A 22,008-nucleotide genomic window follows, 5' to 3' on the forward strand; every position below is an offset into this window, starting at 1 on the left:
TGAGATTGTATATTTGCACCTTTCCAAAAATAAATATTAGCAGATGAAATTATCACACTTTAATTTTAAACTACCAGAAGAGTTACTAGCAGAACATCCTTCAGAAAACAGAGATGAATCACGTTTAATGGTGTTAGATCGTAAAAAGCAAACTATTGAACACAAAATGTTTAAAGACCTTATTGATTATTTTGATGAAGGTGATGTAATGATTCTTAATAATACCAAAGTGTTTCCAGCGCGTTTATATGGTAATAAAGAAAAAACAGGAGCAAGAATTGAAGTATTCTTATTGAGAGAGCTTAATGAAGAGCAACGCCTTTGGGATGTATTAGTAGATCCAGCTCGTAAAATACGAATAGGTAATAAATTGTATTTTGGTGATGATGATACATTAGTAGCCGAAGTAATTGATAATACAACCTCTAGAGGTCGTACTTTACGTTTCTTATATGATGGATCATATAAAGAATTTCGTAAAAAATTAACTGAGCTTGGTGAAACACCATTACCAAAATATATAAAAAGAGAAGTTGAACCTGAAGACGAAGAACGTTATCAAACTATATATGCTAAAAATGAAGGAGCTGTAGCTGCTCCAACAGCAGGTTTACATTTTTCTAAGCATTTATTAAAGCGCTTAGAGATAAAAGGGATTGATTTTGCTGAAGTGACATTACATGTTGGTTTAGGAACTTTTAACCCAGTTGAGGTTGAAGATTTGTCTAAACACAAAATGGACAGTGAAGAGGCTTTTATAACTCAAGAAACCGCTGATAAAGTAAATCACGCAAAGAAAAACAAAAAACGTATTTGTGCTGTTGGTACAACATCTATGAGAGCTATTGAGAGTTCTGTGTCTTCAAATGGAACGTTAAATGAGTTTTCTGGCTGGACAAATAAATTTATTTTTCCTCCTTACGATTTTAGTATTGCCAACTGTATGGTTACAAACTTTCATACACCAAAATCAACATTGTTAATGATGGTTTCTGCTTTTGCAGGTCACGATTTTATTAAAAAAGCATACGAGGAAGCTGTAAAAGAAAAATATCGCTTCTATACTTACGGAGATGCAATGTTAATTATATAATCATAGTCTATTAAAATATAAAAGCCTTGTTAATCAAGGCTTTTTTTATGATCTAAAAAAAAGTTTGCGAATTAGTGGCTTCAATTAAAAAGACACTATTTTTGCATGTATTATATGGAAACTACAAAAAAAGACATACGAGCATTAACTAAAGATCAATTGCGAGAGTTTTTTGTTAAACAAGGTGATCAAGCATTTCGTGGTAATCAGGTTTATGAATGGTTATGGAGTAAAGGTGCTCATACTTTTGAGGATATGACAAATGTATCTAAAGAAACACGTCAAATGCTCGAAGATAACTTTGTTATTAACCATATTAAAGTCGACCAGATGCAACGTAGTAATGATGGTACAGTAAAAAATGCTGTAAGATTACACGATGGGTTAATTGTAGAATCGGTTTTAATTCCTACAGCAAAACGTACCACAGCATGTGTGTCTAGTCAGGTAGGCTGTAGTTTAGATTGTAGATTTTGCGCTACTGCTAGACTAAAACGAATGCGAAATTTAAATCCAGATGAGATTTTCGATCAAGTAGTAGCTATAGATAAGGAAAGTAGACTTTATTTTGATAGACCCTTAAGTAATATTGTGTTTATGGGAATGGGTGAACCACTAATGAATTATAATAATGTTATAAAAGCTATCGATAAAATTACCTCACCAGAAGGTTTAGGTATGTCACCAAAAAGGATTACAGTCTCTACATCAGGTGTTCCAAAAATGATTAAAAAAATGGCAGATGATGAAGTTAAATTTAAGCTTGCTGTTTCTTTACACTCAGCTATTGATGAGGTGCGTACTTCAATTATGCCATTTAATGCAACATTTCCGTTAGCCGATTTAAGAGATGCTTTAGAATATTGGTATAATAAAACTAAGAATATAATTACCTACGAATACGTAGTTTGGGATGGTATTAATGATACTAAAAAAGATGTAGATGCACTCATTAAGTTTTGCAAATTCGCACCAAGCAAGGTTAATTTAATAGAGTATAATCCAATAGACGATGGAGAGTTTCAGCAAGCAAACACTCAGGCTTTAGATATGTATATTTCTATGTTAGAAGCTAATAATATAACAGTAACTGTAAGGCGTTCAAGAGGGAAAGATATTGACGCTGCTTGTGGCCAACTGGCAAATAAAAGTTAAAAAAAAGAGCTACATATTGTAGCTCTTTTTTTATAGAATTAAATTAAAATTTATTCTTTAATGATTTTTATAGATTGAGATTTTCCTTCAGCACTAATAGATAAGAAGTAAACACCAGTATTAAGAGACGATACATCTATCGTGTTATCTAACAGAGTATTTCCTTTAATATCCATCACTCTTTGCCCAAGCTGGTTATGTATTTCTACAGAATCGATAGTTAAAGAAGTATTAATCTTAACATTGTCTTTAATCGGGTTAGGATAAACAGAAAATAAATTTAACGATTCATCATCAACAGATAAAGCAGGATCTGCTTCAGTTGTAAAACTCCAAACAGTAGAATTTACAGCATCTCCACCAGCATTATTTGCTACTATTTGCCAATAATAAGTTTCAGAATAGCTTAAGCCATATATTGTAAATCCAGAATTAGAGCTAACATTAAACGAAGTGGCTACAGGAGGATTAACAGTGTCTAAATTAAAAGTATACCCAGTTGGAGCATCACCAGTTGAGGCGTCATCCCAAGTAAATGTATATGCGGCATCAGCAGCATCAATTACAGTATCTCCATTATAATCTGTGTCTTGTGCTAAATCTACATTAGTGGCACCATTTGCAGGATTAGGATTAACAACTGGATCAGGAGCTGTTGCATATTGATTAACTAAATTAACATTATCAATAAACCAATAATCACCATCATTTTGCTCTAATACAAAAGCAATATACACAGTCATCCCTTCGTAAGCAGATAAATCTACACTATATGGAGAGAACTCTAAAGGAGCAGCTCCAGTAACTGATAATTCACCTTGAGTATCTACAATAGAAAAATCTCCAATTGTAGTCTGAGATGCTCCTGTTGAAACTCTTACTGTATATGACGATCCGTAATCAGTAGCAAATGCATCAGTTTGATCAAAAATTAACAAGGAATTAGTTGTTGTAATTGCAATTGAAGGAGTAACTAGCCAGTCTTGTGCTAATGTAGAAACAGCTTCATATGCCACGCTCATATAGCCGCCAGAATTCTCCCAGTTTTCAACAGTTCCTTCACCATTAGCGCCAATGTAAGTAGCCCATCCAGCTGGAATTGTAGTCCCATCAAATGTTTCTGGGAATTGAGCATAGCTATTATATGTAAAAGCTATAAATAAGGAAAATAATAAAGTAATTTTTTTCATAAGCTTGATATTTAAAGGATTAATTAAACGAACAAGTTAACAAATAATGAAAAACACAAACAATTTAACGACTAAACAGATATTTTAATCGATAAAACGCATACTTTTTTTAAAATAGCTTTTCATACACATTTTTATTACGTTTGTTACATTATAATTTAGTAAAAATATCTTTTGAAAATTGTTGAACAAATAAAACAACCTATTGGTTATGAGATGGAGCTTTTTGAGCAAAAGTTTCTACTTTCTATGTCTAGTAAAGTTGCTTTATTAAACAGAATTACTCATTACATAGTTAACCGAAAAGGAAAACAAATGCGACCAATGTTTGTTTTTTTGGTGGCTAAAATGATTAACAATGGTGAAGTTAGTGAGCGTACTTATAGAGGCGCTTCAGTTATTGAGCTTATACACACCGCAACACTAGTACATGATGATGTTGTTGATGATAGTAATAGACGTCGAGGTTTTTTCTCAATTAACGCGCTTTGGAAAAACAAAATTGCTGTACTAATAGGAGATTATTTATTGTCTAAAGGATTGTTACTATCAATTGATAATAACGATTTCGATTTACTAAAAATTATTTCTGTTGCTGTTCGTGAAATGAGTGAAGGCGAGTTACTTCAAATAGAAAAAGCACGACAGCTAGATATTACTGAAGATGTTTATTATGAGATTATTCGTCAAAAAACAGCAACTTTAATAGCAGCTTGCTGTAGTTTAGGAGCAGCGTCAGTAAAACCAAATTCTCCTGATGTAGAAACTATGCGCAAGTTTGGAGAACTTATAGGTATGGCTTTTCAAATTAAAGACGATTTATTTGATTATGGTGACGAAGCTATTGGGAAACCAACAGGAATAGATATTAAGGAGCAAAAAATGACTTTGCCTCTAATTCATGTTTTGAATAATTGTTCTAAAACTGAAAAAAAATGGCTAATTAATTCCATTAAAAACCATAATAAAGATAAACAACGCGTCAAAGAAGTTATTGTATTTGTAAAAACTAAAGGTGGTTTGGATTATGCTGTAACTAAAATGTTAGAATTCAAAAATAAGGCTTTGCTAATCTTAAATAACTACCCAGAATCTACTTTTAAATCTTCTTTATTGCTAATGGTTAATTACGTTATTGACCGAAAAAAATAATTTTTTTTATCATCAGGCAACCTTTTGCATAACTTTTGCGTCTTTATAAATAGAAGACCTAATAAACCGCTTTTGAAAGTCATTCAATTACATAACAATAATATTGAGCTAATAAAAAAAGCAGCGAAAAATAATCGCGAAGCTCAACATCTATTGTTCGAAGTACATGCGCCAAAAATGTTAAGTGTATGCAGATACTATGTAAAGGATATATATAAGGCTGAAGAAGTAATGATGAATGGTTTTTTTAAAGCTTTTACAAATCTTAATAATTTTAAAAACGAAGGGAGTTTTGAAGGTTGGATACGTAGAATAATGGTAAGAGAGGCAATATCATTTTTAAGACAACAAAAAAATATCGAATTCTCAATAGAGGATGTAAACGTACCTCAAGATTATTCTAATAATATTAAAACTGAAATTGAAGTTAACGAAATACAACAGCTTATTGATGATTTACCAGAAGGCTACAAAATAGTATTTGTAATGTATGCAATTGAAGGCTATAAACATAATGAGATAGCAGACATGTTAAAAATTTCTGAAGGAACTTCAAAATCACAATTGTTTAAAGCAAGACAATTGTTACAACAAAAAATTAATGAATTAAATAATACAAGCTATGGCACCAATTAAATTTGAAGAAAACATAAAAGACAAGCTTGAAAAACGCACAATACAACCTTCTGCTGATGCTTGGCAAACTTTAGCTAGTCGGTTAGATGCTAAAAACAATAAGAAAAAATCGCCATATTATTTATGGTTAGGCGTTGCCGCAAGTATAGTAGCTATTATGTTTATTGCTTCTCAATTATTTGTAAATAACAATAATACAACAATAGAAACTCCTGTAATTGTTAACACAAATAAAGAGACAATTAAGAAGGTAGAAAGCGAAAATGTACTGCAGAAAAAAGATGTGTTAACTAATAATGTTGAAAAGGAGAGTGTAAAAGAGTTAAATATAAAAACACCTAAGTCTGAAAAAACTGAAGTTGCACTACTAACAAAACAAAAAGAAGAAAAAACAGTTTTACCTAAAGAGGTCATTGTAAATAAAACGTCGTTTGAAGATTTAAAAGTACAGCAAGTAGTTGCCCAAATACAAGGGTTAAAAGACAAAGGAGAATCAGTAACTGATAAAGATATTGATGCACTTTTAGATCAAGCTCAAAAAGAAATCACATTACAAAACATATATAACGAAACTACTAAAACGGTTGATGCTAACGCGCTGTTACAAGACGTTGAATCAGACTTGCAGCAATCTTTTAGAGATAAAGTATTTAATGCTTTAAAATCTAGTTACAATACGGTAAAAACTGCAGTTGCCGAGCGTAACAACTAAATTTAATTATTAATCAAAAGACGAACATTATGAAAACCATTACAAAAATAGTAGTGCTAATAAGCGTATGCTTTATTATTGGCAATGCAAGTGCACAAGATACAATTCAAAAAACGAACAATACCACCAAGATTGAAAACCTTGAGCAGTTAAAAGAAGCAATTAAAAACGAAGAAAGAGAGTTTTTAAAAGCTGAGGTAGAAGCGATTAATCAACGCTTAGATAGAGGAGAAATTACAGCTGAGAATGCAGAACAATTAAAAAAAGAAGCTGCTCAAAAAAGGGCTTTAAATATTGAAAATCGTATTGCAATTATTGATAATAAAATTGCACTTATGAAGCGTAACGACTCTGACTATCAAAACTATGATGACAATGAAAACAATGGCTTTAAAATCACTTTCGGAGGTGAAAAAGACGAACATACTTTTGTTAACATTAAACGAAAAAACAGTCCTCCAAAATACGATTTGCGTACAACTTCAGATTTAGTATTTGCAATAGGTGTAAATAATACAATAGCAGATGGTGAGTCAATAGGAGATTCATATGAAACTTTAGGTTCTGGTTTTGTTGAGTTGGGATTAGCTTGGAAAACTAGAGTTTTTCAAAACTCTAATGCTTTACGCTTAAAATATGGGTTTTCTTTTCAATGGAATAAGCTATCGCCAAAAGATGACAAGTATTTTGTTCAAAATGGAGATGTAACATCATTAGAAGTGTTTCCAGGAAACTTAAACGAATCAGAATTTAGAGTTACAAATCTTGTTTTTCCTGTTCATTTTGAGTTTGGGCCATCAAAAAAAATAGATAAGAAGAACTACTTCAGATATTCAACACATAATCAATTTAAGTTTGGTATTGGTGGTTATGCAGGTTTTAATATTGGAACGCAGCAAAAATTACGATACAAAGAAGATGGAGATAGAGTTAAAGAAAAAATACGTCGAAATTATAACACTTCAGATTTTGTGTATGGCTTAAGCGCTTACGTAGGTTTTGATACTATGAGTTTGTATGCTAAATATGATATATCTACAGTTTTTAAAGATCAAGTTGTTGACCAAAATAATGTCTCTTTAGGTATAAGATTCGATTTAGATTAAACGTAATTGAGTTAGTTGTAAGAAAGCCTTTTCGTATTCGAAAAGGCTTTTTATTTAAATTTATTTGAAGCCATGCATTTATTTGATATTTGCTCAAACTCAAACCAAATTTTAGGATTCTTATAATCTATTTTGCGTTGCGCTATATATGGTTCTAAAATAGTGTACCACCAACAAATTCTGTTAGAGTGTATGCTATAAAACACTTTTTCATCAACAAGTTCAAACTCATAAGCAGTACATAAATTCTGTAAATGATTTAAAAACATATTTGTAACTAGTGTAGCTTCTAAATCATTTCTTATGAGCTTTACTTCTTTTTTTGTAAATGGTTTACAAACTTCAGGAAAAGGATAAATATTTAGCTTGTGGTAAACAGAATACAAACGTTCTTGTAGTTCTAGTTCTTCACCTATACCTATAAAATTATAGGTAGATTGTAAACGCTTCCATGCGTTGTCCTTTTTGTATTGAATAATTAACAAGACCAAAGATACCAAGCCAGTTAATGAAATAATAAAATTAAGAAGAGGTAAATATTTATCGTTAAACTCAATCATAGCTAAGATAATAATATTGAACATCAGTGCATTACACTAAAATAGTAGTTTTTTCAGAATTATTGTATAAAAATTTAGCACGTTGCTTTTAAATTCTTTTATAGTATTTTTACAAAAACTTATTTTTAGTATAACTTCAGTAACATTTTGATATCAAAATCTACCATAGAACAAGTATTCGAAACCGCTCGTGTAGAAGAGGTTATTGGCGATTTTGTTAATCTTAAAAAATCCGGAAGCAATTTTAAAGGATTAAGCCCTTTTAGTGACGAGCGCTCTCCAAGTTTTATGGTGTCTCCAGTTAAGCAAATTTGGAAAGATTTTAGTAGTGGTAAAGGTGGTAATGCAGTAACTTTTTTGATGGAGCATGAGCATTTTACCTATCCTGAAGCTATTAAATATTTAGCCAAAAAGTACAATATTGAAATTGAAGAAACTGAGCAAACTAACGAACAAAAAGAAGAAGCTAATGAGCGCGAAAGTTTGTATTTAGTTAATGAGTTTGCAAACACATATTTTCAAAACATACTGCATAAAACAGACCAAGGTAAGGCAATTGGATTAAGCTATTTTAAAGAGCGTGGTTTTACCAACGATACGATAAAAACATATAATCTTGGATACTCTTTAGATGAGTGGCAAGCATTTACAGACGAGGCTTTAGGAAAAGGTTATCAGCTAGAATTTTTAGAAAAAACAGGACTTACTATTGTAAAGGAAGATAAACGCTTTGATCGTTTTAAAGGTCGCGTCATGTTTCCTATACATAGTATGAGTGGACGTATTCTAGGTTTTGGAGGACGTATTTTAGCAGCAGATAAAAAAGCCGCAAAATATGTAAATTCACCTGAAAGTGAAGTCTATCATAAAAGTAAAGTGTTATATGGCTTGTTTCATGCCAAACAAAGTATAGCAAAAGAAGATAACTGTTTTTTAGTTGAAGGTTATACTGATGTTATTCAGTTTCATCAAACAGGAATTAAAAATGTTGTAGCATCTTCAGGTACAGCATTAACACCTGAGCAAATTCGACTTATAAATAGACTAACCAAAAATATTACTGTACTTTTTGATGGTGATGCTGCAGGTATTAGAGCATCAATAAGAGGTATCGATTTAATTTTAGAACAAGGCCTAAACGTAAAAGTTGTCATGTTTCCAAATGGTGAAGATCCAGATAGTTTTGCAAAGCAAAACACACTTGAAGAGCTTTCATCATACCTTGAAGATAATTCTAAAGATTTTATACAATTTAAAGCCGCATTGTTGGTTGAAGAAGCCAATAACGATCCTATAAAAAAGGCAGAAACCATTAGGGAGATTGTAAATAGTATCTCTAAAATTCCCGATCCTATTAAACGCGAAATTTACATTCAGGAATGCTCTCGAATAATGGATATTAGTGAAGATGTTTTGTTTAGTACTTTAGCGCAAATCAATAAAAAAGAGCGAAGTGATGCTAATAAAGAATACAAGGAAGAACAAAAGGCCTTTAATGTTATTAAGCACGAGCAGCCCAAAGTAAAAGTAGATTTGCAATATGTTTTAGAACGAAAAATTATTGAAATTTTATTGCTATATGGTAATGAAACTGAAGATTTTGAGGATTTGGTTTTGAAAGAATCTGAAACTGGCGATTTGCAATTAGAGCCTGTTGTACATAAAGCCAAAGTATTTGAAAAAGTATATCTCGATTTACAAGAGGATGAAATGCAATTTTCTGACGAAAAATTTAAGTCGCTTTACTATACAATTATAGATACATTGCATCAAGCTGAAGATTTTCAGTTAAAAGATTTTATTAACAGACTGGGTCAAGATATGGCTAATGAAGTTACTACTATTTTAATGGAAGATGAACGTTACAGGCTTCATGACTGGCAACGAAATCATATAATACCAAAAGAAAAAAAGGAAACTATTGCGCAATTGGTAAGTCAAACGATTTTAAGTTTACGTTGTTTTTTAATTGACCAAAAAGTTGCAGAATATCAAAACGACACCTTAAGAGAAGATGCTAATCTAAGGTCTATTTTAGAAGATGTAAACGACTACGTAAAATTAAAAATGCTACTCTCTAAAAAGCTAGGTAAAGTAGTAGGAGGAAAAATTTAAGTTAAATCTTTGTGTTTTGCCTGATGAATAAGATCGACTAAGTTAGTAACATTAAGCTTATTGTATAATCTTGCTTTGTATGTGCTAACAGTTTTTTCGTTAATGTCTAACTCTTGAGCAATTTCTTTATTTTTCTTACCAGAAGATAATAGTTTTAAAACTTCAACTTCTCTGGTCGATAAACGCTTATAAAGTTTTGTGGTTTTATTTTTAGTATCTGTAAAAGTTAAGTTCTTAGACATGGCTTCACTTAAATAAATACCTCCAGATTTTACTTTTATTATAGCTTCTCTAATAGTATCTGTTGAAACAGTTTTGTGCAAGTAGCCAGATGCGCCAGCTTTAATTGTGCTTATAGCATAAATCTCTTCAGGTTGATGGCTAAACATAATAACTTTTAAATCTTGGTGCTCTTTTTTAATGGCTCTAAGTGCAGTTATACCATTTAGTTCTGGTAAGTCAATTTCTGAAATAATAACATCAACAGGATGTCGTCTTACAAACTCAAAAATCTCAATACCACTACCAACATCGCCAACTACTTTAATTTCTGAGTCAGAAGCAAAAAGCAGTTTAAGTCCAGTTCTTACAATAGGATGAAAATCCACTACTAATACTTTAATCATGATATTATATTGTTAAATAGAATTCTTTTTAGTGTCAGAACTTAAAAGATTAAATCTAAATTTGTGGAGATTTGCAATGCAAAAATAGTGAAAAAATCAACATCTTTAACATTATTACAGTTAAAATGATAATAATTACTTGAAGTTTTTAGGAATTTCGCAAATTGGAATTGGTATCATTTTATGCTGATTATTAGTGTTGTATCTCATGAATATTTCAAATACTTCACGTTGTCTTCCATTAAAATCATCAACAGTTTTACCACTGTCTTTCATATGCATAGCCCATTCCAATTCAGGATATGAGGCGCCAATTTGGTCTTCATCACTACGTGCATCTCCAAATAGTCCATCACTTGGTGCTGCTTTCATTATTGAATCTGGAACTTTTAAAAACTCTCCAATTTTATAAACTTCAGATTTCATTAAATCCGCAATAGGGCTTAAATCTACACCACCATCGCCATATTTTGTATAAAAACCAACCCCAAAATCTTCAACTTTATTACCTGTTCCTGCAACCAATAAGCCTTGTAGTCCTGCATGATAATATAAAGTTGTCATACGTAATCTTGCTCTAGTGTTCGCCAAAGCCATATCTACAGTTGCTTGCTTGCCATCGAGAGAAACTTCAGTTTTAAACTCTTCAAAAACAGGAGTTAAATCTACACGAATATCCTCAACATTAGGAAACCTTTTTTTTAGTTGCTCAATATGTTCTTTAGCTCTGCTTACATGACTTGCAGCTTGGTGTATAGGCATTTCAATACATAATACTTTTAAGCCTGTTTTAGCACATAATGTTGATGTTACTGCAGAATCAATTCCTCCAGAAATTCCAATAACAAAACCATTTACTCTTGCATTTGTTGCGTAATTTTTTAACCAGTTTACTATGTGTTCAACAACTTTTTCAGTATTCATATATCTGTCATTTTATGCTAAAGAATAGTATCTTTGCACAACAAAAATAAACGAATCACGTAATTAATAAAAAATAATCACGTTTAAGTTTATGTAAATTTATATATGAAAAAATTAATTCTCGTTTGCGGTTTATTGGTTAGCTTACTATCATGTAATAACGATAGTCAATTAGAAAAAGAGATAGCAAAAATTGATATTGATGTTAATGTAGAGCGTTTTGATTTAGCTTTTGATGATGCTAAACCAAGCGATTTATCTAATTTAAAGGCAGCATTCCCTTTTATGTTTTCAAAATATGAAAATGATTCTATTTGGATTAATAGAATGAATGACACTTTGCAAAATCAATTATCTGCTGAAGTTAGAAAAGCGTTTAACGATTTTGATGATATACATTTAGAAGTCCGTTCGTTATTTCAGCATTTAAAGTATTATGATAAGTCTTTCAGAGAGCCTAGAATTATAACAGTAACTTCAGATGTAGATTACAGATACAAAACCATTGTAACAGATACTATTGTATTGTTAGCTTTAGATACTTATTTAGGTTCTAATCATGAATTTTACGAAGGCATTCCAAAATATATAAGCCAAAATCTAAACCGATCTCAATTAGTTTGTGATTTGGCAACAAATTATTCAGAACAGTATATACATCAAAAAAGTAGAAAAACATTGTTAGACGAGATGATTTATTTCGGTAAGCAGTTATACTTTAAAGATGTAATGATTCCTTTTAAAACAGATGCAGATAAAATAGGTTATACTCAACAACAATTAGATTGGGCTGCTGAAAATGAAAGCTATATTTGGCGTTACTTTATTGAAAAAGAAATGCTTTTTAGTACAGATAATAGTTTGCCAAATAGGTTTATAGCTTTAGCACCATTTTCAAAATTTTATTTAGAGTTAGATAGCGAATCTCCAGGGAGATTAGGTCAATATATAGGTTGGCAAATTGTGAGGGCTTATATGAAAAACAATAAAGTGTCTTTAATGGATATGATGCAAAAAGATGCTGAAGAAATATTTAATAATTCAAATTTTAAACCAAGTAAATAATGTCAAAAACTTTAAAATCAACTATAGAGCTTCAAGTTGAATTAGATGAAAACAGAATTCCAGAAAAGTTAAGCTGGACAGCAAAAGATGGAGGTGTAAATAAAGAAGAAGCTAAAGCTATGATGTTATCGGTTTGGGATAGTAAGGCTCAAGAAACTTTGCGTATAGACCTTTGGACAAAAGATATGCCTGTTGATGAAATGAAGCAGTTTTTTCATCAAACTTTAGTCGCCATGAGTGATACTTTTAATAGAGCAACACAAGATGAAAAGATGACAGCTACTATGAAAGATTTTTGCGATTACTTTGCTGAAAAGCTAGAGTTAAAAAAATAGATTGACAGAATAATTTTTTTAAAATTCTGAAAATAAGATATTTTGATATACTTTTTTTTGTAGTTTTATATAGCTATTAATTAATTTTTGTATAATTCTTCAAACGTATTACAAGTGAAAAAACTTATATTTTCGTTTAGTTTAATGTTGTCATTATCTAACGTATTTGCACAACAGCAACCAGTCAATTCTGCTACTAACTCTGCTCCAATTAAGAATATTTCTTCAATAACTTGGGAGAAAAATTCTGATGACACCTATAAGATTTATAACGAAGAAGGTAGAAAGTTGGATGATTTTATGTTTATAGGCGCTTTAAAAACTGATACTTTAGCAGTATTACATAAGTCTTCTAGATCAGTATTATTAATGCCTGACTTTTATTCGGCTTCCAGTAATATAAATAGAAAAGGAGTTGTTCTTGCTAAAAATGTAAGTAAAGATTTTTATATCACTAACCCAAAATCATATATAACCTTTATTAATGATGAAGATTATATAGGTGAAGCAACAAATGTTAATGGTGATTATGTTATTTATATATCAGATCTTGATAAAACTTATTTAGAAAAAGATATAAGAGGGTTTTCTAATTGGGGAGCAAAAAACATTACCGATTTAGGATATGCACCAGAAAATACATTTTGGTATAGAAACGTAAGTACTGAATCTTATGGGATTATTAAACGAGGTGAAACAATAGATTATAGTTTAGCCACGCCAAAAAAAGATGGTAATAACCTTGTAGTTACTTTTGATGGGAAAATAGAATATACTTTAGAAAACTACTATTCTGCATCTGCATTTGTTATGAAGCCAGTTAAAATTAGAGCTATAAGTGAAAATGAAACAAATACTAAATCTGGATGTGTTCAAGGAGATTGTTTAAATGGTTGGGGTAAATGGGAATTTGCAGATGGCGCATATTATGATGGCTTTTGGGAGAACGGAAAAAGACATAATTACGGATTATATATGTGGGCAGAAGGAGGAAAATATATAGGCAATTGGGATACCGACAATATGAGCGGTTATGGAGTTTATATTGCTAAAAATGAAGATAATATTATTGGTAACTACAAGAATGGCAACCTTAACGGATTTGGAATTAGTGTAAAAAGCGGAACATGGAGTCAAGGAGTTTATGAAAATGGAACACTAATAACGCCATATGATTTTTATGATAATGGAGTAGATATTGGATGTACAGCAGGAGATTGTCAAAACAAATATGGAAGAATGGAGTGGAGTAATGGAGATAGCTATACAGGTTTTTTCAAAAATGGGAAATTATATATGGGAACCTATAATTTTGCTAGTGGCGAAAGATATACAGGAACGTTTAATGAAAGTAATCAGTTTCATGGTACAGGTCGTTATTTTTTTAATGACAATAGTTATTATGGAGGTGAATGGAAAAACGGAAAATATGATGGAAAAGGATACTTTCATGATAAAGATATAAATCAGAAAATAGGCATCTGGTCTAAAGGAATATTAATTAAATCATATAAATAATTTAATGCGCAAAATTGTATTCGGAATTGCTATAGCGTTAATAGTATTAATTGCATTTAAGTACTGTAGCGACAAAAAAGAAGACAAAATTGTGCTTCAAGAAAGTTCTGCATTAATACAAGAGCAAATAAAAAATGTTGGTAAACTTATAGTTACCGAAGGTCATTTAAGCGAAGTTTTTAATTATAAAAATTCAAAAGAAATTTTTGGAAGTTTAATTACTTCAGACAAAAAAGCATTAGTAGTAGTTAATGCAGATGTATTTGTTTCATACGATTTAAGCCTACTAGAATATGAAATTGATGAAGCAACAAAAACATTAACTCTAATTAGTATTCCAGAAGAAGAAATAAAAATAAATCCAGATTTTGAGTACTACGATATTCAAGCAGATTATTTTAATGCTTTTGAGGCTAAAGATTATAACGACATTAAAGAAACAGTAAAAAAGTCTTTACTCAAAAAAATAGAAAATTCAGACATAAAAAAGAATGCTAAAAATAGATTGATTAGCGAGTTGTCAAAGTTTTATATTCTAACAAATTCTTTAGGTTGGACACTTAAGTACAATGAAAATATAATTGAAAACACTCAAGATTTTCAAGGCCTTAAACTATAATTTTTTACTTAAGCCAACCCAACCACCACCATTAGTAGCTTCAATATTATTTAAATTTAAAAATTTAGCAGCTTTAGCTGAACGTATTCCGCTTTCACAGCAAACAACAAAAGGTTTATTCATTTGCTTCAACTCATTTACATGATTATGTAAATCATCTAGTGGAATATGTTTTGAGTTTTCAATATGTCCTTTATCCCATTCACGCTGTGTTCTAACATCTAATACTACTGCTCCATTATCTAAAAAATCTTGAACTTGCCTTTTCTTTGTTCCAAAAATAAAATCTAAAAATCCCATAGTCTTCTTTTTTACATAAATTTACAATAATTAAATACATTTCATTTGAAACCAGAAACTAGAAAGGAAGAAATTATAAAAACTGCAGCAAAACTTTTTAAAGAAAAAGGTTATAGTGCAGTGACAATGCGAGATTTAGCTACTGCTATGGGAATTAAAGCCGCTAGTCTTTATAACCATATTACATCAAAACAAGAAATTCTAAAAGTGATTATTATTTCGTTGGCTGAAGAGTTTACACAAGAGATGAATTTAATCAAAACTTCAAATCATAAAGCAATAGATAAGTTGCAAATGATTGTATCACTTCATGTCCAAATTACAGTAAAAAACACATATGGAATGGCTTGCCTTAATAACGATTGGATGCATTTAGAAGAGCAGTTAGATTATTATTTAGAGCTACGAAAAAAGTATGAACAAGATTTTATAGACATTATTAAATCTGGTATAAAATCAAACGAAATCATAGACTCTAACCCAGAAATTATTATGTTTTCAATCCTGTCAACTCTACGTTCACTTTATCTTTGGATACCAAAAAAAGAGGATATCAACTCTAACAGTTTAGCACAAAGTTTAAGCAAAGTTCTCATCAGCGGAATTAACACATAATTTAGATTTTATTTTGTAAATTTGTCAAGCAAACTAACAAGTGTTAGTTAAATATGATTTGTAAAATAAATGGCAGATTTTTATAACCTGAAAGTATCAGAAATTTATAAAGAAACAAAAGACACAGTTGTTGTTGCTTTTGAAGTACCTGATCATCTCAAAGAAAAGTTTAAATTTAAACAAGGACAGCATTTAACCTTGCGTAAAGAAATTAATGGGCAAGACATTCGTCGTAATTATTCATTATGCTCAAGTCCTATTGATAACGAATGGAAGGTTGCAATTAAAACTATTCGCGAAGGTGTTTTTTCTAACTACGCTTTTAACGAACTTAAAAAGGGAGACGAATTGCAAGTTATGCCTCCACATGGTGAGTTTTATGTAGAGTGTGAGCCTAATTCTTCAAAAAATTATATAGCATTTGCAGCAGGAAGCGGAATTACACCAATGCTATCAATCATAAAAACCCATTTACATAAAGAGCCAAACAGTACATTCAAACTGTTTTACTTGAATAGGACTGTTAAATCCATTATCTTTAAAGAAGAAATTGAGCAGCTTAAAAATGAGTTTTTTGGTCGTTTTCAAGTGTTCTATTTTTTGACGAAGGAACAACGAGATATTCCGTTTTTAAATGGACGATTTGATAAAGAAAAATTAGCAGTTTTAACCAAAACTTTTATTGATATTCCAGATACAAATCATGCATTTATTTGTGGGCCTCAAGATATGATTTTCTTAATTCGTGACGAGTTACAAGCGGCTGGGTTAAGTAAAGAAAAAATACATTACGAACTTTTTTTTTCAGGAAGTTCGGAAGAAGAAAATAAACACATCGCAGAAGTTCTTGAAGAAAAAGCAGATGGAACCGAAGTAACCATTATTGATGGTGGTAAAGAATTCCATTTTATTATGGATGACGATTTTGATAATATACTAGATGGTGCTTTGGCAGCAGGAGCCGATTTACCTTTTGCATGCAAAGGTGGTGTTTGCAGTACATGCAAATGTCAAGTAGTTGAAGGTTCGGTAAAAATGAAAGTCAACTATGCACTTGAAGATAAAGAAGTGGCACAAAATTATGTACTAAGTTGCCAGGCAGTGCCAACGAGTAAAGTAGTTAAAGTAAATTTTGATGTTTAAAATAATATAAAATTATTAAGTTCAACACGCTAATGGCTAAAAGCCAATAGCTAAAAGCTAAAAGAATGAGTGAAGAACAAATAAAAAACCTAGAAGCTCAATTTGAAGCACGTATTGCTCGTGACGAAAAAATTGAAGCTAAAGATTGGATGCCAGAAAAGTATCGCCAAACACATATCAGGCAAATGTCACAACATGCACATTCCGAAATTGTTGGTATGCTTCCAGAAGGTAATTGGATAACAAGAGCACCTTCTTTAAGACGAAAAGTGGCTTTATTGGCTAAAGTTCAGGACGAAGCAGGTCATGGATTATACTTGTATTCTGCATGTGAAACATTAGGAATTTCTCGCGATGAATTATATGATCAATTACATTCAGGTAAAGCAAAGTATTCTTCAATATTTAATTACCCAACAGTAACTTGGGCAGATATGGGAGCCATAGGTTGGTTGGTAGATGGCGCAGCCATTATTAATCAAGTGCCATTGTGCAATACATCTTATGGTCCTTATGCAAGAGCAATGGTTCGTGTTTGTAAAGAAGAGAGTTTTCACCAACGTCAAGGGTATGAAATCATGATTAAGTTGGCAAACGGAACTCCAGAACAAAAAGAAATGGCTCAAGATGCTTTAAATCGTTGGTGGTGGCCAAGTTTAATGATGTTAGGACCTACAGATGCCGAATCAATTCACACTGAGCAGTCTATGAAATGGAAGCTGAAGCGAAAATCTAACGATGAATTACGTCAGCAGTTTATAGATCAAACTGTGCCTCAAGCAGATTTGATAGGGCTTACAATTCCAGATCCAGATTTAAAATGGAATGAAGAAAAAGGAAGTTATGATTTTGGAGAAATAAATTGGGATGAATTCTGGCAAGTAGTCAAAGGTCATGGTCCTTGTAATAAAGAACGAATGAATGCAAGAGTTGGTGCTTGGGAAAGAGGGGAATGGGTTCGTGATGCGGCAATGGCTTATGCAGAAAAACAACAACAAAAGAAAGAAAAACAAGTAGTTTAATTGTTTGTCTCCCTGAGCGCAGTCGAAGGGTTTTCAAACAAATAATAATAATATAATTATGGCAACAAAAAATTGGCCACTTTGGGAAGTCTTCGTAAGAAGCAAAAATGGGTTAGAGCATCGTCATTTTGGAAGCCTTCATGCTGCTGATGCAGAAATGGCACTAGAAAATGCTAGAGATGTATATACAAGACGTAATGAAGGTGTAAGTATTTGGGTTGTAGAGTCTAAACATATAACAGCTTCAAATCCTGAGCATAATGGAGAACTGTTTGAACCAGCACAAGATAAAGTATATCGTCATCCAACATTTTACGATTTACCTGACGAAGTAAAACATATGTAATGAAAGATAATCTTTATAAATACATTTTAGGTATTGCAGATAATAGCCTTATTCTGGGTCAAAGAATGGGATCATTAACTGGTCATGGACCAAGCCTAGAAACAGATATAGCTTGTACAAATATCTCTTTAGATTTATTTGGGCAAGTACGTAGTTATTACCAATATGCTGCTAAAATAGCAGGAGATGGGAGAACTGAAGACGATATTGCAATGCTTCGTAAAGAAAGGGAATATGTAAATGTATTATTGGTCGAGCAACCTAATACAGATTTTGCATATACAATGGCTCGTCAGTTTTTGTTCGATGTCTATCATTTATTGCTTTTAAATGAATTGCAAAAAAGTAAAGATTTAACCTTATCTGCAATTGCATCAAAGTCTATAAAGGAAGTGAGCTATCATCAACGTTTTTCATCAGATTGGATAAAAAGGCTTGGAGATGGGACAGATTTAAGTCATCAAAAAATGCAAGATGCTATTGATGCTTTGTGGGCATATACAGACGAATTATTCCACCAAACTCAAGCAGACAAAGTGATGGTAAAAGAGGGTGTTGGTGTTGATGTTACAAAATTAAAAGAGACTTATTATAAACAAGTCAATGAGGTTTTAGAAGAAGCTACGCTTAACATTCCTGAATCAAAATATTTTCAAAAAGGAGGAAAAGAAGGTATTCATACAGAACATATGGGATATTTGTTAAGTGATTTACAATATATGCAACGAACCTATCCAAATATGGAATGGTAGAAAATGGTAGCAGAAAAACAACATATAGACCAAAAATTAGTGTCAATATTAGAAAAAGTTTCTGATCCAGAAATTCCAGTATTGTCAATTATGGACATGGGAGTTGTACGTTCTGCAATTATTGAAAATAATATTGTAAAAGTTCAAATTACACCAACCTATAGTGGCTGTCCAGCAATGGATGTTATAGGTGATGATATAAAAGCTGCTTTAAAAACAGCAGGATACAATTCCGAAATAGAATTAATTCTATCTCCAGCTTGGACAACCGATTGGATAACACCAAGAGGTAGAAAAGCATTAGAAAATTATGGTATAGCAGCACCTTTAGATGCTGAAACAGATAAAGATGTTTTATTAAATGGTAAAAGAATAGTAAAATGTACTAATTGTGGTTCAACAAACACCAAATTAGTAAGTCAGTTTGGTTCTACTGCATGCAAAGCACAATTTCAGTGTGAGGATTGCCAAGAGCCTTTTGATTACTTTAAATGTCTTAAATAAAAAGACGTTAGTTCGAGTGATTTTCTGTCAAATTGAGCGCAGTCGAAATCTAGGAAAATTGTATCAAGAACAAATAAAAAAATATAGGTATGAGTAACAATTCAATTCTATTAAAAATTGAAAACAAAGTAGCATATATTACGCTAAACAGACCAGAAGTTTTTAATAGTATCAATCGTGAAATGGCATTTTTATTTCAAGATACTTTAGACGCTTGCGAAAAAAATGAAGAGGTAAGAGCGATTGTTATTACTGGTAACGGAAAAGCTTTTGGAGCAGGTCAAGATTTAAAAGAAGTCACTGACCCAGATTTAAATCCAGGATTCAAAAAAATTCTAGACGAACATTACAACCCAATAATTACTAGAATTAGAAACATAAAAAAGCCAATTATTGCAGCAGTAAATGGTGTGGCAGCAGGAGCAGCTGCAAATATTGCTTTAGCTTGCGATATTGTTGTCGCACATGAAAAAGTAAGTTTTATACAAGCCTTTAGTCTTATTGGATTGATTCCTGACAGTGGAGGAACATTCTTTTTACCAAGATTAATTGGGTTTCAAAAAGCATCAGCTTTAGCTATGTTAGGAGATAAAGTTTCAGCTGAAGAAGCAGAAAAAATGGGAATGATTTACAAAATAATTCCTTTAGAAAATTTTGAAGAAGAAGTAGAAGCTTTAGCTGTAAAACTAGCCAATATGCCAACCAAAGCGTTAGGTATGATTAAAGAATTGTTCAACAAATCGATGACAAATACGTTGGAAGAGCAATTAGCTTTAGAATCTAAATTACAAATTGAAGCAGCACAAAGTGAAGATTATGCGGAAGGCGTTGCAGCTTTTATTGAAAAGCGAAAACCGAATTTTAAAGGAAAATAATATTGAATTGTCACCTCGAGCGCAGTCGAGAGGTCGATTGAAAGACAAATATAATATATGAATGTAGGAATCATAGGAAGTGGAACAATGGGAAGTGGTATAGCACAAGTTGCTGCAACTTCTGGTTGTAAAGTGAAATTATACGATACCAATCAAGCGGCTTTAGATAAAGCAAAATCAGCTTTAGAAAAAATATTAGCACGTTTGGTTGAAAAAGGACGTATTGATACAGCTGAAAAATCACGAATTCAAAATAATATTTCTTACATAGTTAAATTAAAAGATTTAGCAGATTCAGATTTAACTATTGAAGCCATTATAGAAAGTCTTGATATCAAGAAAAAAGTCTTTTCAGAATTAGAAACGTATGTTTCTGATGATTGTATCTTAGCATCAAACACTTCAAGTTTATCAATAGCTTCCATTGCAGCTTCGCTTAAAAAACCAGAACGCTGTATTGGTATTCACTTTTTCAACCCAGCGCCTTTAATGCAATTGGTTGAGGTGATTCCCGCAATACAAACCTCGAAGGAAGTTTTAGAAAATTCAATCAAAATCATTTCCGATTGGAAAAAAGTAGTCGCAGTTGCCAAAGACACTCCAGGTTTTATCGTCAACCGTGTTGCAAGACCTTTTTATGGAGAATCATTAAGAATTTATGAAGAAGGCATTGCCGATTTCGCAACTATAGACCACAGTTTAAAGTCGCTTGGAGGTTTCAGAATGGGACCTTTTGAATTGATGGATTTTATAGGCAACGATGTTAATTATACGGTTACTGAAACTGTTTTTACAGCGTTTTACTTTGACCCAAGATACAAACCAGCATTCACTCAAAAACGATTTGCTGAAGCTGGCTATTTAGGGAAAAAAACTGGGAAAGGATATTATGATTATTCTGAAGGAATATCAATGCCAAAACCAAAAGAAGATAAAGAAATAGCTGAGTTAATATTTAATCGCGTATTAGTTATGCTGATTAATGAAGCTGCAGACGCTTTATTTTTAAATATCGCTTCAGCCAAAGACATTGATAACGCTATGACCAAAGGCGTTAATTATCCTAAAGGTCTTTTAGCTTGGGCAGATGAAAAAGGTATTAATTGGTGTGTTTCAAAATTAGACGAATTATATAACGAATATCATGAAGATCGTTATCGTTGCAGCCCATTATTACGTAAAATGAATAGGGAAAATAAAACATTCTTTTAATGCAAGGAGAAAAAATACCATATAAAATGTTGAGTCAAGATGCCTATAGCCAATGGTTGGGTATCGAGATATTAGAATGTGAAATAGGTAGATGTAAAGTCGCTATGACTATCCGTAAGGAAATGCTAAACAGCATGAATAAAGCTCATGGTGGTATTAGTTATTCATTAGCAGATACTGCTTTTGGGTTTGCGGCTAATACACATGGTAAATATGCAGTTTCTATTGAAACAAGTATCAACCATATTGAGGCATTAAATGAAGGTGATTATTTGGTCGCAGAATCTGTAATAGAAAAAGTAAATAATAAATTAGGATTCAATATTATTGAAGTTAAAAGAGAAAATGAATTAGTAGCACTTTTTAAAGGTGTTGTTTATAGAACTCAAAAAGATTGGGTAGAGTAAAGTGAATTGATTTGTCATTCCGTACT

General features: G+C 31.6%; 25 protein-coding genes. 20 read left to right on the top strand and 5 right to left on the bottom strand.

Translation table 11 applies throughout. The annotated features are described in order from the left end of the window. The first annotated feature begins 43 nt into the window (after positions 1 to 43). The gene (queA, locus tag IEW41_RS13010; protein ID WP_188606811.1) at positions 44 to 1,093 is read left to right on the top strand and encodes a tRNA preQ1(34) S-adenosylmethionine ribosyltransferase-isomerase QueA; all 1,050 of its coding nucleotides are present in this window, start codon (positions 44 to 46) and stop codon (positions 1,091 to 1,093) included. 114 nt (positions 1,094 to 1,207) lie between these two features. Next, entirely contained in the window at positions 1,208 to 2,248 is a 1,041-nt protein-coding gene (gene rlmN / locus IEW41_RS13015; protein ID WP_188606812.1) for a dual-specificity RNA methyltransferase RlmN, read from the top strand. A 50-nt stretch (positions 2,249 to 2,298) separates the two neighbouring features. Here the strand turns inward: rlmN and IEW41_RS13020 are convergent, their stop codons facing one another. Further along, positions 2,299 to 3,438 (bottom strand): T9SS-dependent choice-of-anchor J family protein, encoded by a 1,140-nt coding sequence (locus IEW41_RS13020; RefSeq protein ID WP_188606813.1) that lies wholly within the window; start codon positions 3,436 to 3,438, stop codon positions 2,299 to 2,301. 174 nt (positions 3,439 to 3,612) lie between these two features. On the opposite strand from IEW41_RS13020, the gene IEW41_RS13025 reads away from it, so the two are divergent. From IEW41_RS13025 to IEW41_RS13040, 4 genes are all read left to right on the top strand, one after another. Further along, entirely contained in the window at positions 3,613 to 4,590 is a 978-nt protein-coding gene (locus IEW41_RS13025) for a polyprenyl synthetase family protein (protein ID WP_188606814.1), read from the top strand. Positions 4,591 to 4,662: 72 nt separating this feature from the next. Continuing rightward, entirely contained in the window at positions 4,663 to 5,226 is a 564-nt protein-coding gene (locus IEW41_RS13030; protein WP_188606815.1) for an RNA polymerase sigma factor, read from the top strand. Then, on the top strand, positions 5,213 to 5,938 hold the full coding sequence (locus IEW41_RS13035) for a hypothetical protein (protein ID WP_188606816.1): 726 nt from the start codon (positions 5,213 to 5,215) through the stop codon (positions 5,936 to 5,938). Before IEW41_RS13030 ends, IEW41_RS13035 begins: the two co-directional genes overlap by 14 nt. 29 nt (positions 5,939 to 5,967) lie before the next feature. Continuing rightward, positions 5,968 to 7,044, top strand: a complete 1,077-nt coding sequence (locus IEW41_RS13040; RefSeq protein ID WP_188606817.1) for a hypothetical protein — start codon at positions 5,968 to 5,970, stop codon at positions 7,042 to 7,044. Positions 7,045 to 7,094: 50 nt separating this feature from the next. Here the strand turns inward: IEW41_RS13040 and IEW41_RS13045 are convergent, their stop codons facing one another. Beyond that, positions 7,095 to 7,604 carry a DUF4760 domain-containing protein gene (locus IEW41_RS13045; protein WP_188606818.1) on the bottom strand — a complete coding sequence of 170 codons (510 nt, stop codon included), beginning with the start codon at positions 7,602 to 7,604 and terminating at the stop codon, positions 7,095 to 7,097. 147 nt (positions 7,605 to 7,751) lie between these two features. Here IEW41_RS13045 and dnaG point away from each other — a divergent pair, with 147 nt between their 5' ends. Then, entirely contained in the window at positions 7,752 to 9,719 is a 1,968-nt protein-coding gene (gene dnaG, locus IEW41_RS13050) for a DNA primase (protein ID WP_188606819.1), read from the top strand. On the opposite strand, the gene IEW41_RS13055 is transcribed toward dnaG, so the two are convergent. Both IEW41_RS13055 and nadE read right to left on the bottom strand, forming a co-directional pair. Further along, complete coding sequence (locus IEW41_RS13055; RefSeq protein ID WP_188606820.1) at positions 9,716 to 10,345, bottom strand: response regulator; 630 nt, start codon at positions 10,343 to 10,345, stop codon at positions 9,716 to 9,718. The two genes, dnaG and IEW41_RS13055, sit on opposite strands and share 4 nt — an antisense overlap. 135 nt (positions 10,346 to 10,480) lie before the next feature. Then, positions 10,481 to 11,269, bottom strand: a complete 789-nt coding sequence (nadE, locus tag IEW41_RS13060) for an NAD(+) synthase (protein WP_188606821.1) — start codon at positions 11,267 to 11,269, stop codon at positions 10,481 to 10,483. 105 nt (positions 11,270 to 11,374) lie between these two features. Here nadE and gldB point away from each other — a divergent pair, with 105 nt between their 5' ends. From gldB to IEW41_RS13080, 4 genes are all read left to right on the top strand, one after another. Further along, positions 11,375 to 12,334, top strand: a complete 960-nt coding sequence (gene gldB, locus IEW41_RS13065; RefSeq protein ID WP_188606822.1) for a gliding motility lipoprotein GldB — start codon at positions 11,375 to 11,377, stop codon at positions 12,332 to 12,334. After that, positions 12,334 to 12,669 carry a gliding motility protein GldC gene (gldC, locus tag IEW41_RS13070; protein ID WP_188606823.1) on the top strand — a complete coding sequence of 112 codons (336 nt, stop codon included), beginning with the start codon at positions 12,334 to 12,336 and terminating at the stop codon, positions 12,667 to 12,669. Before gldB ends, gldC begins: the two co-directional genes overlap by 1 nt. Positions 12,670 to 12,783: 114 nt before the next feature. Next, complete coding sequence (locus IEW41_RS13075; RefSeq protein ID WP_188606824.1) at positions 12,784 to 14,187, top strand: MORN repeat-containing protein; 1,404 nt, start codon at positions 12,784 to 12,786, stop codon at positions 14,185 to 14,187. 4 nt (positions 14,188 to 14,191) lie between these two features. Further along, positions 14,192 to 14,806 carry a DUF4230 domain-containing protein gene (locus IEW41_RS13080; protein WP_188606825.1) on the top strand — a complete coding sequence of 205 codons (615 nt, stop codon included), beginning with the start codon at positions 14,192 to 14,194 and terminating at the stop codon, positions 14,804 to 14,806. Here the strand turns inward: IEW41_RS13080 and IEW41_RS13085 are convergent. After that, positions 14,801 to 15,106 carry a rhodanese-like domain-containing protein gene (locus IEW41_RS13085; protein WP_188606826.1) on the bottom strand — a complete coding sequence of 102 codons (306 nt, stop codon included), beginning with the start codon at positions 15,104 to 15,106 and terminating at the stop codon, positions 14,801 to 14,803. The genes IEW41_RS13080 and IEW41_RS13085 overlap by 6 nt on opposite strands. Positions 15,107 to 15,151: 45 nt before the next feature. On the opposite strand from IEW41_RS13085, the gene IEW41_RS13090 reads away from it, so the two are divergent. From IEW41_RS13090 to IEW41_RS13130, 9 genes are all read left to right on the top strand, one after another. Beyond that, positions 15,152 to 15,721: a TetR/AcrR family transcriptional regulator gene (locus tag IEW41_RS13090; protein ID WP_188606827.1), complete on the top strand. Its 570-nt coding sequence runs from the start codon at positions 15,152 to 15,154 to the stop codon at positions 15,719 to 15,721. Between the two features lie 69 nt (positions 15,722 to 15,790). Next, positions 15,791 to 16,864 carry a 1,2-phenylacetyl-CoA epoxidase subunit PaaE gene (gene paaE / locus IEW41_RS13095; protein ID WP_188606828.1) on the top strand — a complete coding sequence of 358 codons (1,074 nt, stop codon included), beginning with the start codon at positions 15,791 to 15,793 and terminating at the stop codon, positions 16,862 to 16,864. Between the two features lie 65 nt (positions 16,865 to 16,929). Further along, positions 16,930 to 17,886 (top strand): 1,2-phenylacetyl-CoA epoxidase subunit PaaA, encoded by a 957-nt coding sequence (gene paaA / locus IEW41_RS13100; protein WP_188606829.1) that lies wholly within the window; start codon positions 16,930 to 16,932, stop codon positions 17,884 to 17,886. A 58-nt stretch (positions 17,887 to 17,944) separates the two neighbouring features. Then, entirely contained in the window at positions 17,945 to 18,232 is a 288-nt protein-coding gene (paaB, locus tag IEW41_RS13105) for a 1,2-phenylacetyl-CoA epoxidase subunit PaaB (RefSeq protein WP_188606830.1), read from the top strand. After that, positions 18,232 to 18,984 (top strand): 1,2-phenylacetyl-CoA epoxidase subunit PaaC, encoded by a 753-nt coding sequence (gene paaC, locus IEW41_RS13110; protein ID WP_188606831.1) that lies wholly within the window; start codon positions 18,232 to 18,234, stop codon positions 18,982 to 18,984. Before paaB ends, paaC begins: the two co-directional genes overlap by 1 nt. Before the next feature lie 3 nt (positions 18,985 to 18,987). Continuing rightward, the gene (gene paaD / locus IEW41_RS13115; protein WP_188606832.1) at positions 18,988 to 19,488 is read left to right on the top strand and encodes a 1,2-phenylacetyl-CoA epoxidase subunit PaaD; all 501 of its coding nucleotides are present in this window, start codon (positions 18,988 to 18,990) and stop codon (positions 19,486 to 19,488) included. A gap of 89 nt (positions 19,489 to 19,577) precedes the next feature. Then, positions 19,578 to 20,363 (top strand): enoyl-CoA hydratase-related protein, encoded by a 786-nt coding sequence (locus IEW41_RS13120; RefSeq protein WP_188606833.1) that lies wholly within the window; start codon positions 19,578 to 19,580, stop codon positions 20,361 to 20,363. Positions 20,364 to 20,420: 57 nt separating this feature from the next. Further along, complete coding sequence (locus tag IEW41_RS13125; protein WP_188606834.1) at positions 20,421 to 21,575, top strand: 3-hydroxyacyl-CoA dehydrogenase NAD-binding domain-containing protein; 1,155 nt, start codon at positions 20,421 to 20,423, stop codon at positions 21,573 to 21,575. Then, a complete protein-coding gene (locus tag IEW41_RS13130) occupies positions 21,575 to 21,982 on the top strand; it encodes a PaaI family thioesterase (protein ID WP_188606835.1) in 408 nt (135 codons plus the stop codon). The genes IEW41_RS13125 and IEW41_RS13130 overlap by 1 nt, the downstream gene beginning before the upstream one ends. The last annotated feature ends 26 nt before the right edge of the window (positions 21,983 to 22,008 follow it).

The sequence above is a fragment of the Aquaticitalea lipolytica genome, assembly GCF_014641635.1.
GTDB classification, from domain to species: domain Bacteria; phylum Bacteroidota; class Bacteroidia; order Flavobacteriales; family Flavobacteriaceae; genus Aquaticitalea; species Aquaticitalea lipolytica.

Excerpts from the sequence above, each read along its gene's own strand:
- queA (WP_188606811.1), top strand. The coding sequence starts at position 44 with ATGAAATTATCACACTTTAATTTTAAACTACCAGAAGAGTTACTAGCA.
- rlmN (WP_188606812.1), top strand. The coding sequence starts at position 1,208 with ATGGAAACTACAAAAAAAGACATACGAGCATTAACTAAAGATCAATTG.
- IEW41_RS13020 (WP_188606813.1), bottom strand. The coding sequence starts at position 3,438 with ATGAAAAAAATTACTTTATTATTTTCCTTATTTATAGCTTTTACATAT.
- IEW41_RS13035 (WP_188606816.1), top strand. The coding sequence starts at position 5,213 with ATGGCACCAATTAAATTTGAAGAAAACATAAAAGACAAGCTTGAAAAA.
- IEW41_RS13040 (WP_188606817.1), top strand. The coding sequence starts at position 5,968 with ATGAAAACCATTACAAAAATAGTAGTGCTAATAAGCGTATGCTTTATT.
- IEW41_RS13045 (WP_188606818.1), bottom strand. The coding sequence starts at position 7,604 with ATGATTGAGTTTAACGATAAATATTTACCTCTTCTTAATTTTATTATT.
- IEW41_RS13055 (WP_188606820.1), bottom strand. The coding sequence starts at position 10,345 with ATGATTAAAGTATTAGTAGTGGATTTTCATCCTATTGTAAGAACTGGA.
- nadE (WP_188606821.1), bottom strand. The coding sequence starts at position 11,269 with ATGAATACTGAAAAAGTTGTTGAACACATAGTAAACTGGTTAAAAAAT.
- gldB (WP_188606822.1), top strand. The coding sequence starts at position 11,375 with ATGAAAAAATTAATTCTCGTTTGCGGTTTATTGGTTAGCTTACTATCA.
- gldC (WP_188606823.1), top strand. The coding sequence starts at position 12,334 with ATGTCAAAAACTTTAAAATCAACTATAGAGCTTCAAGTTGAATTAGAT.
- IEW41_RS13080 (WP_188606825.1), top strand. The coding sequence starts at position 14,192 with ATGCGCAAAATTGTATTCGGAATTGCTATAGCGTTAATAGTATTAATT.
- IEW41_RS13085 (WP_188606826.1), bottom strand. The coding sequence starts at position 15,106 with ATGGGATTTTTAGATTTTATTTTTGGAACAAAGAAAAGGCAAGTTCAA.
- paaE (WP_188606828.1), top strand. The coding sequence starts at position 15,791 with ATGGCAGATTTTTATAACCTGAAAGTATCAGAAATTTATAAAGAAACA.
- paaA (WP_188606829.1), top strand. The coding sequence starts at position 16,930 with ATGAGTGAAGAACAAATAAAAAACCTAGAAGCTCAATTTGAAGCACGT.
- paaB (WP_188606830.1), top strand. The coding sequence starts at position 17,945 with ATGGCAACAAAAAATTGGCCACTTTGGGAAGTCTTCGTAAGAAGCAAA.
- paaC (WP_188606831.1), top strand. The coding sequence starts at position 18,232 with ATGAAAGATAATCTTTATAAATACATTTTAGGTATTGCAGATAATAGC.
- paaD (WP_188606832.1), top strand. The coding sequence starts at position 18,988 with ATGGTAGCAGAAAAACAACATATAGACCAAAAATTAGTGTCAATATTA.
- IEW41_RS13120 (WP_188606833.1), top strand. The coding sequence starts at position 19,578 with ATGAGTAACAATTCAATTCTATTAAAAATTGAAAACAAAGTAGCATAT.
- IEW41_RS13125 (WP_188606834.1), top strand. The coding sequence starts at position 20,421 with ATGAATGTAGGAATCATAGGAAGTGGAACAATGGGAAGTGGTATAGCA.
- IEW41_RS13130 (WP_188606835.1), top strand. The coding sequence starts at position 21,575 with ATGCAAGGAGAAAAAATACCATATAAAATGTTGAGTCAAGATGCCTAT.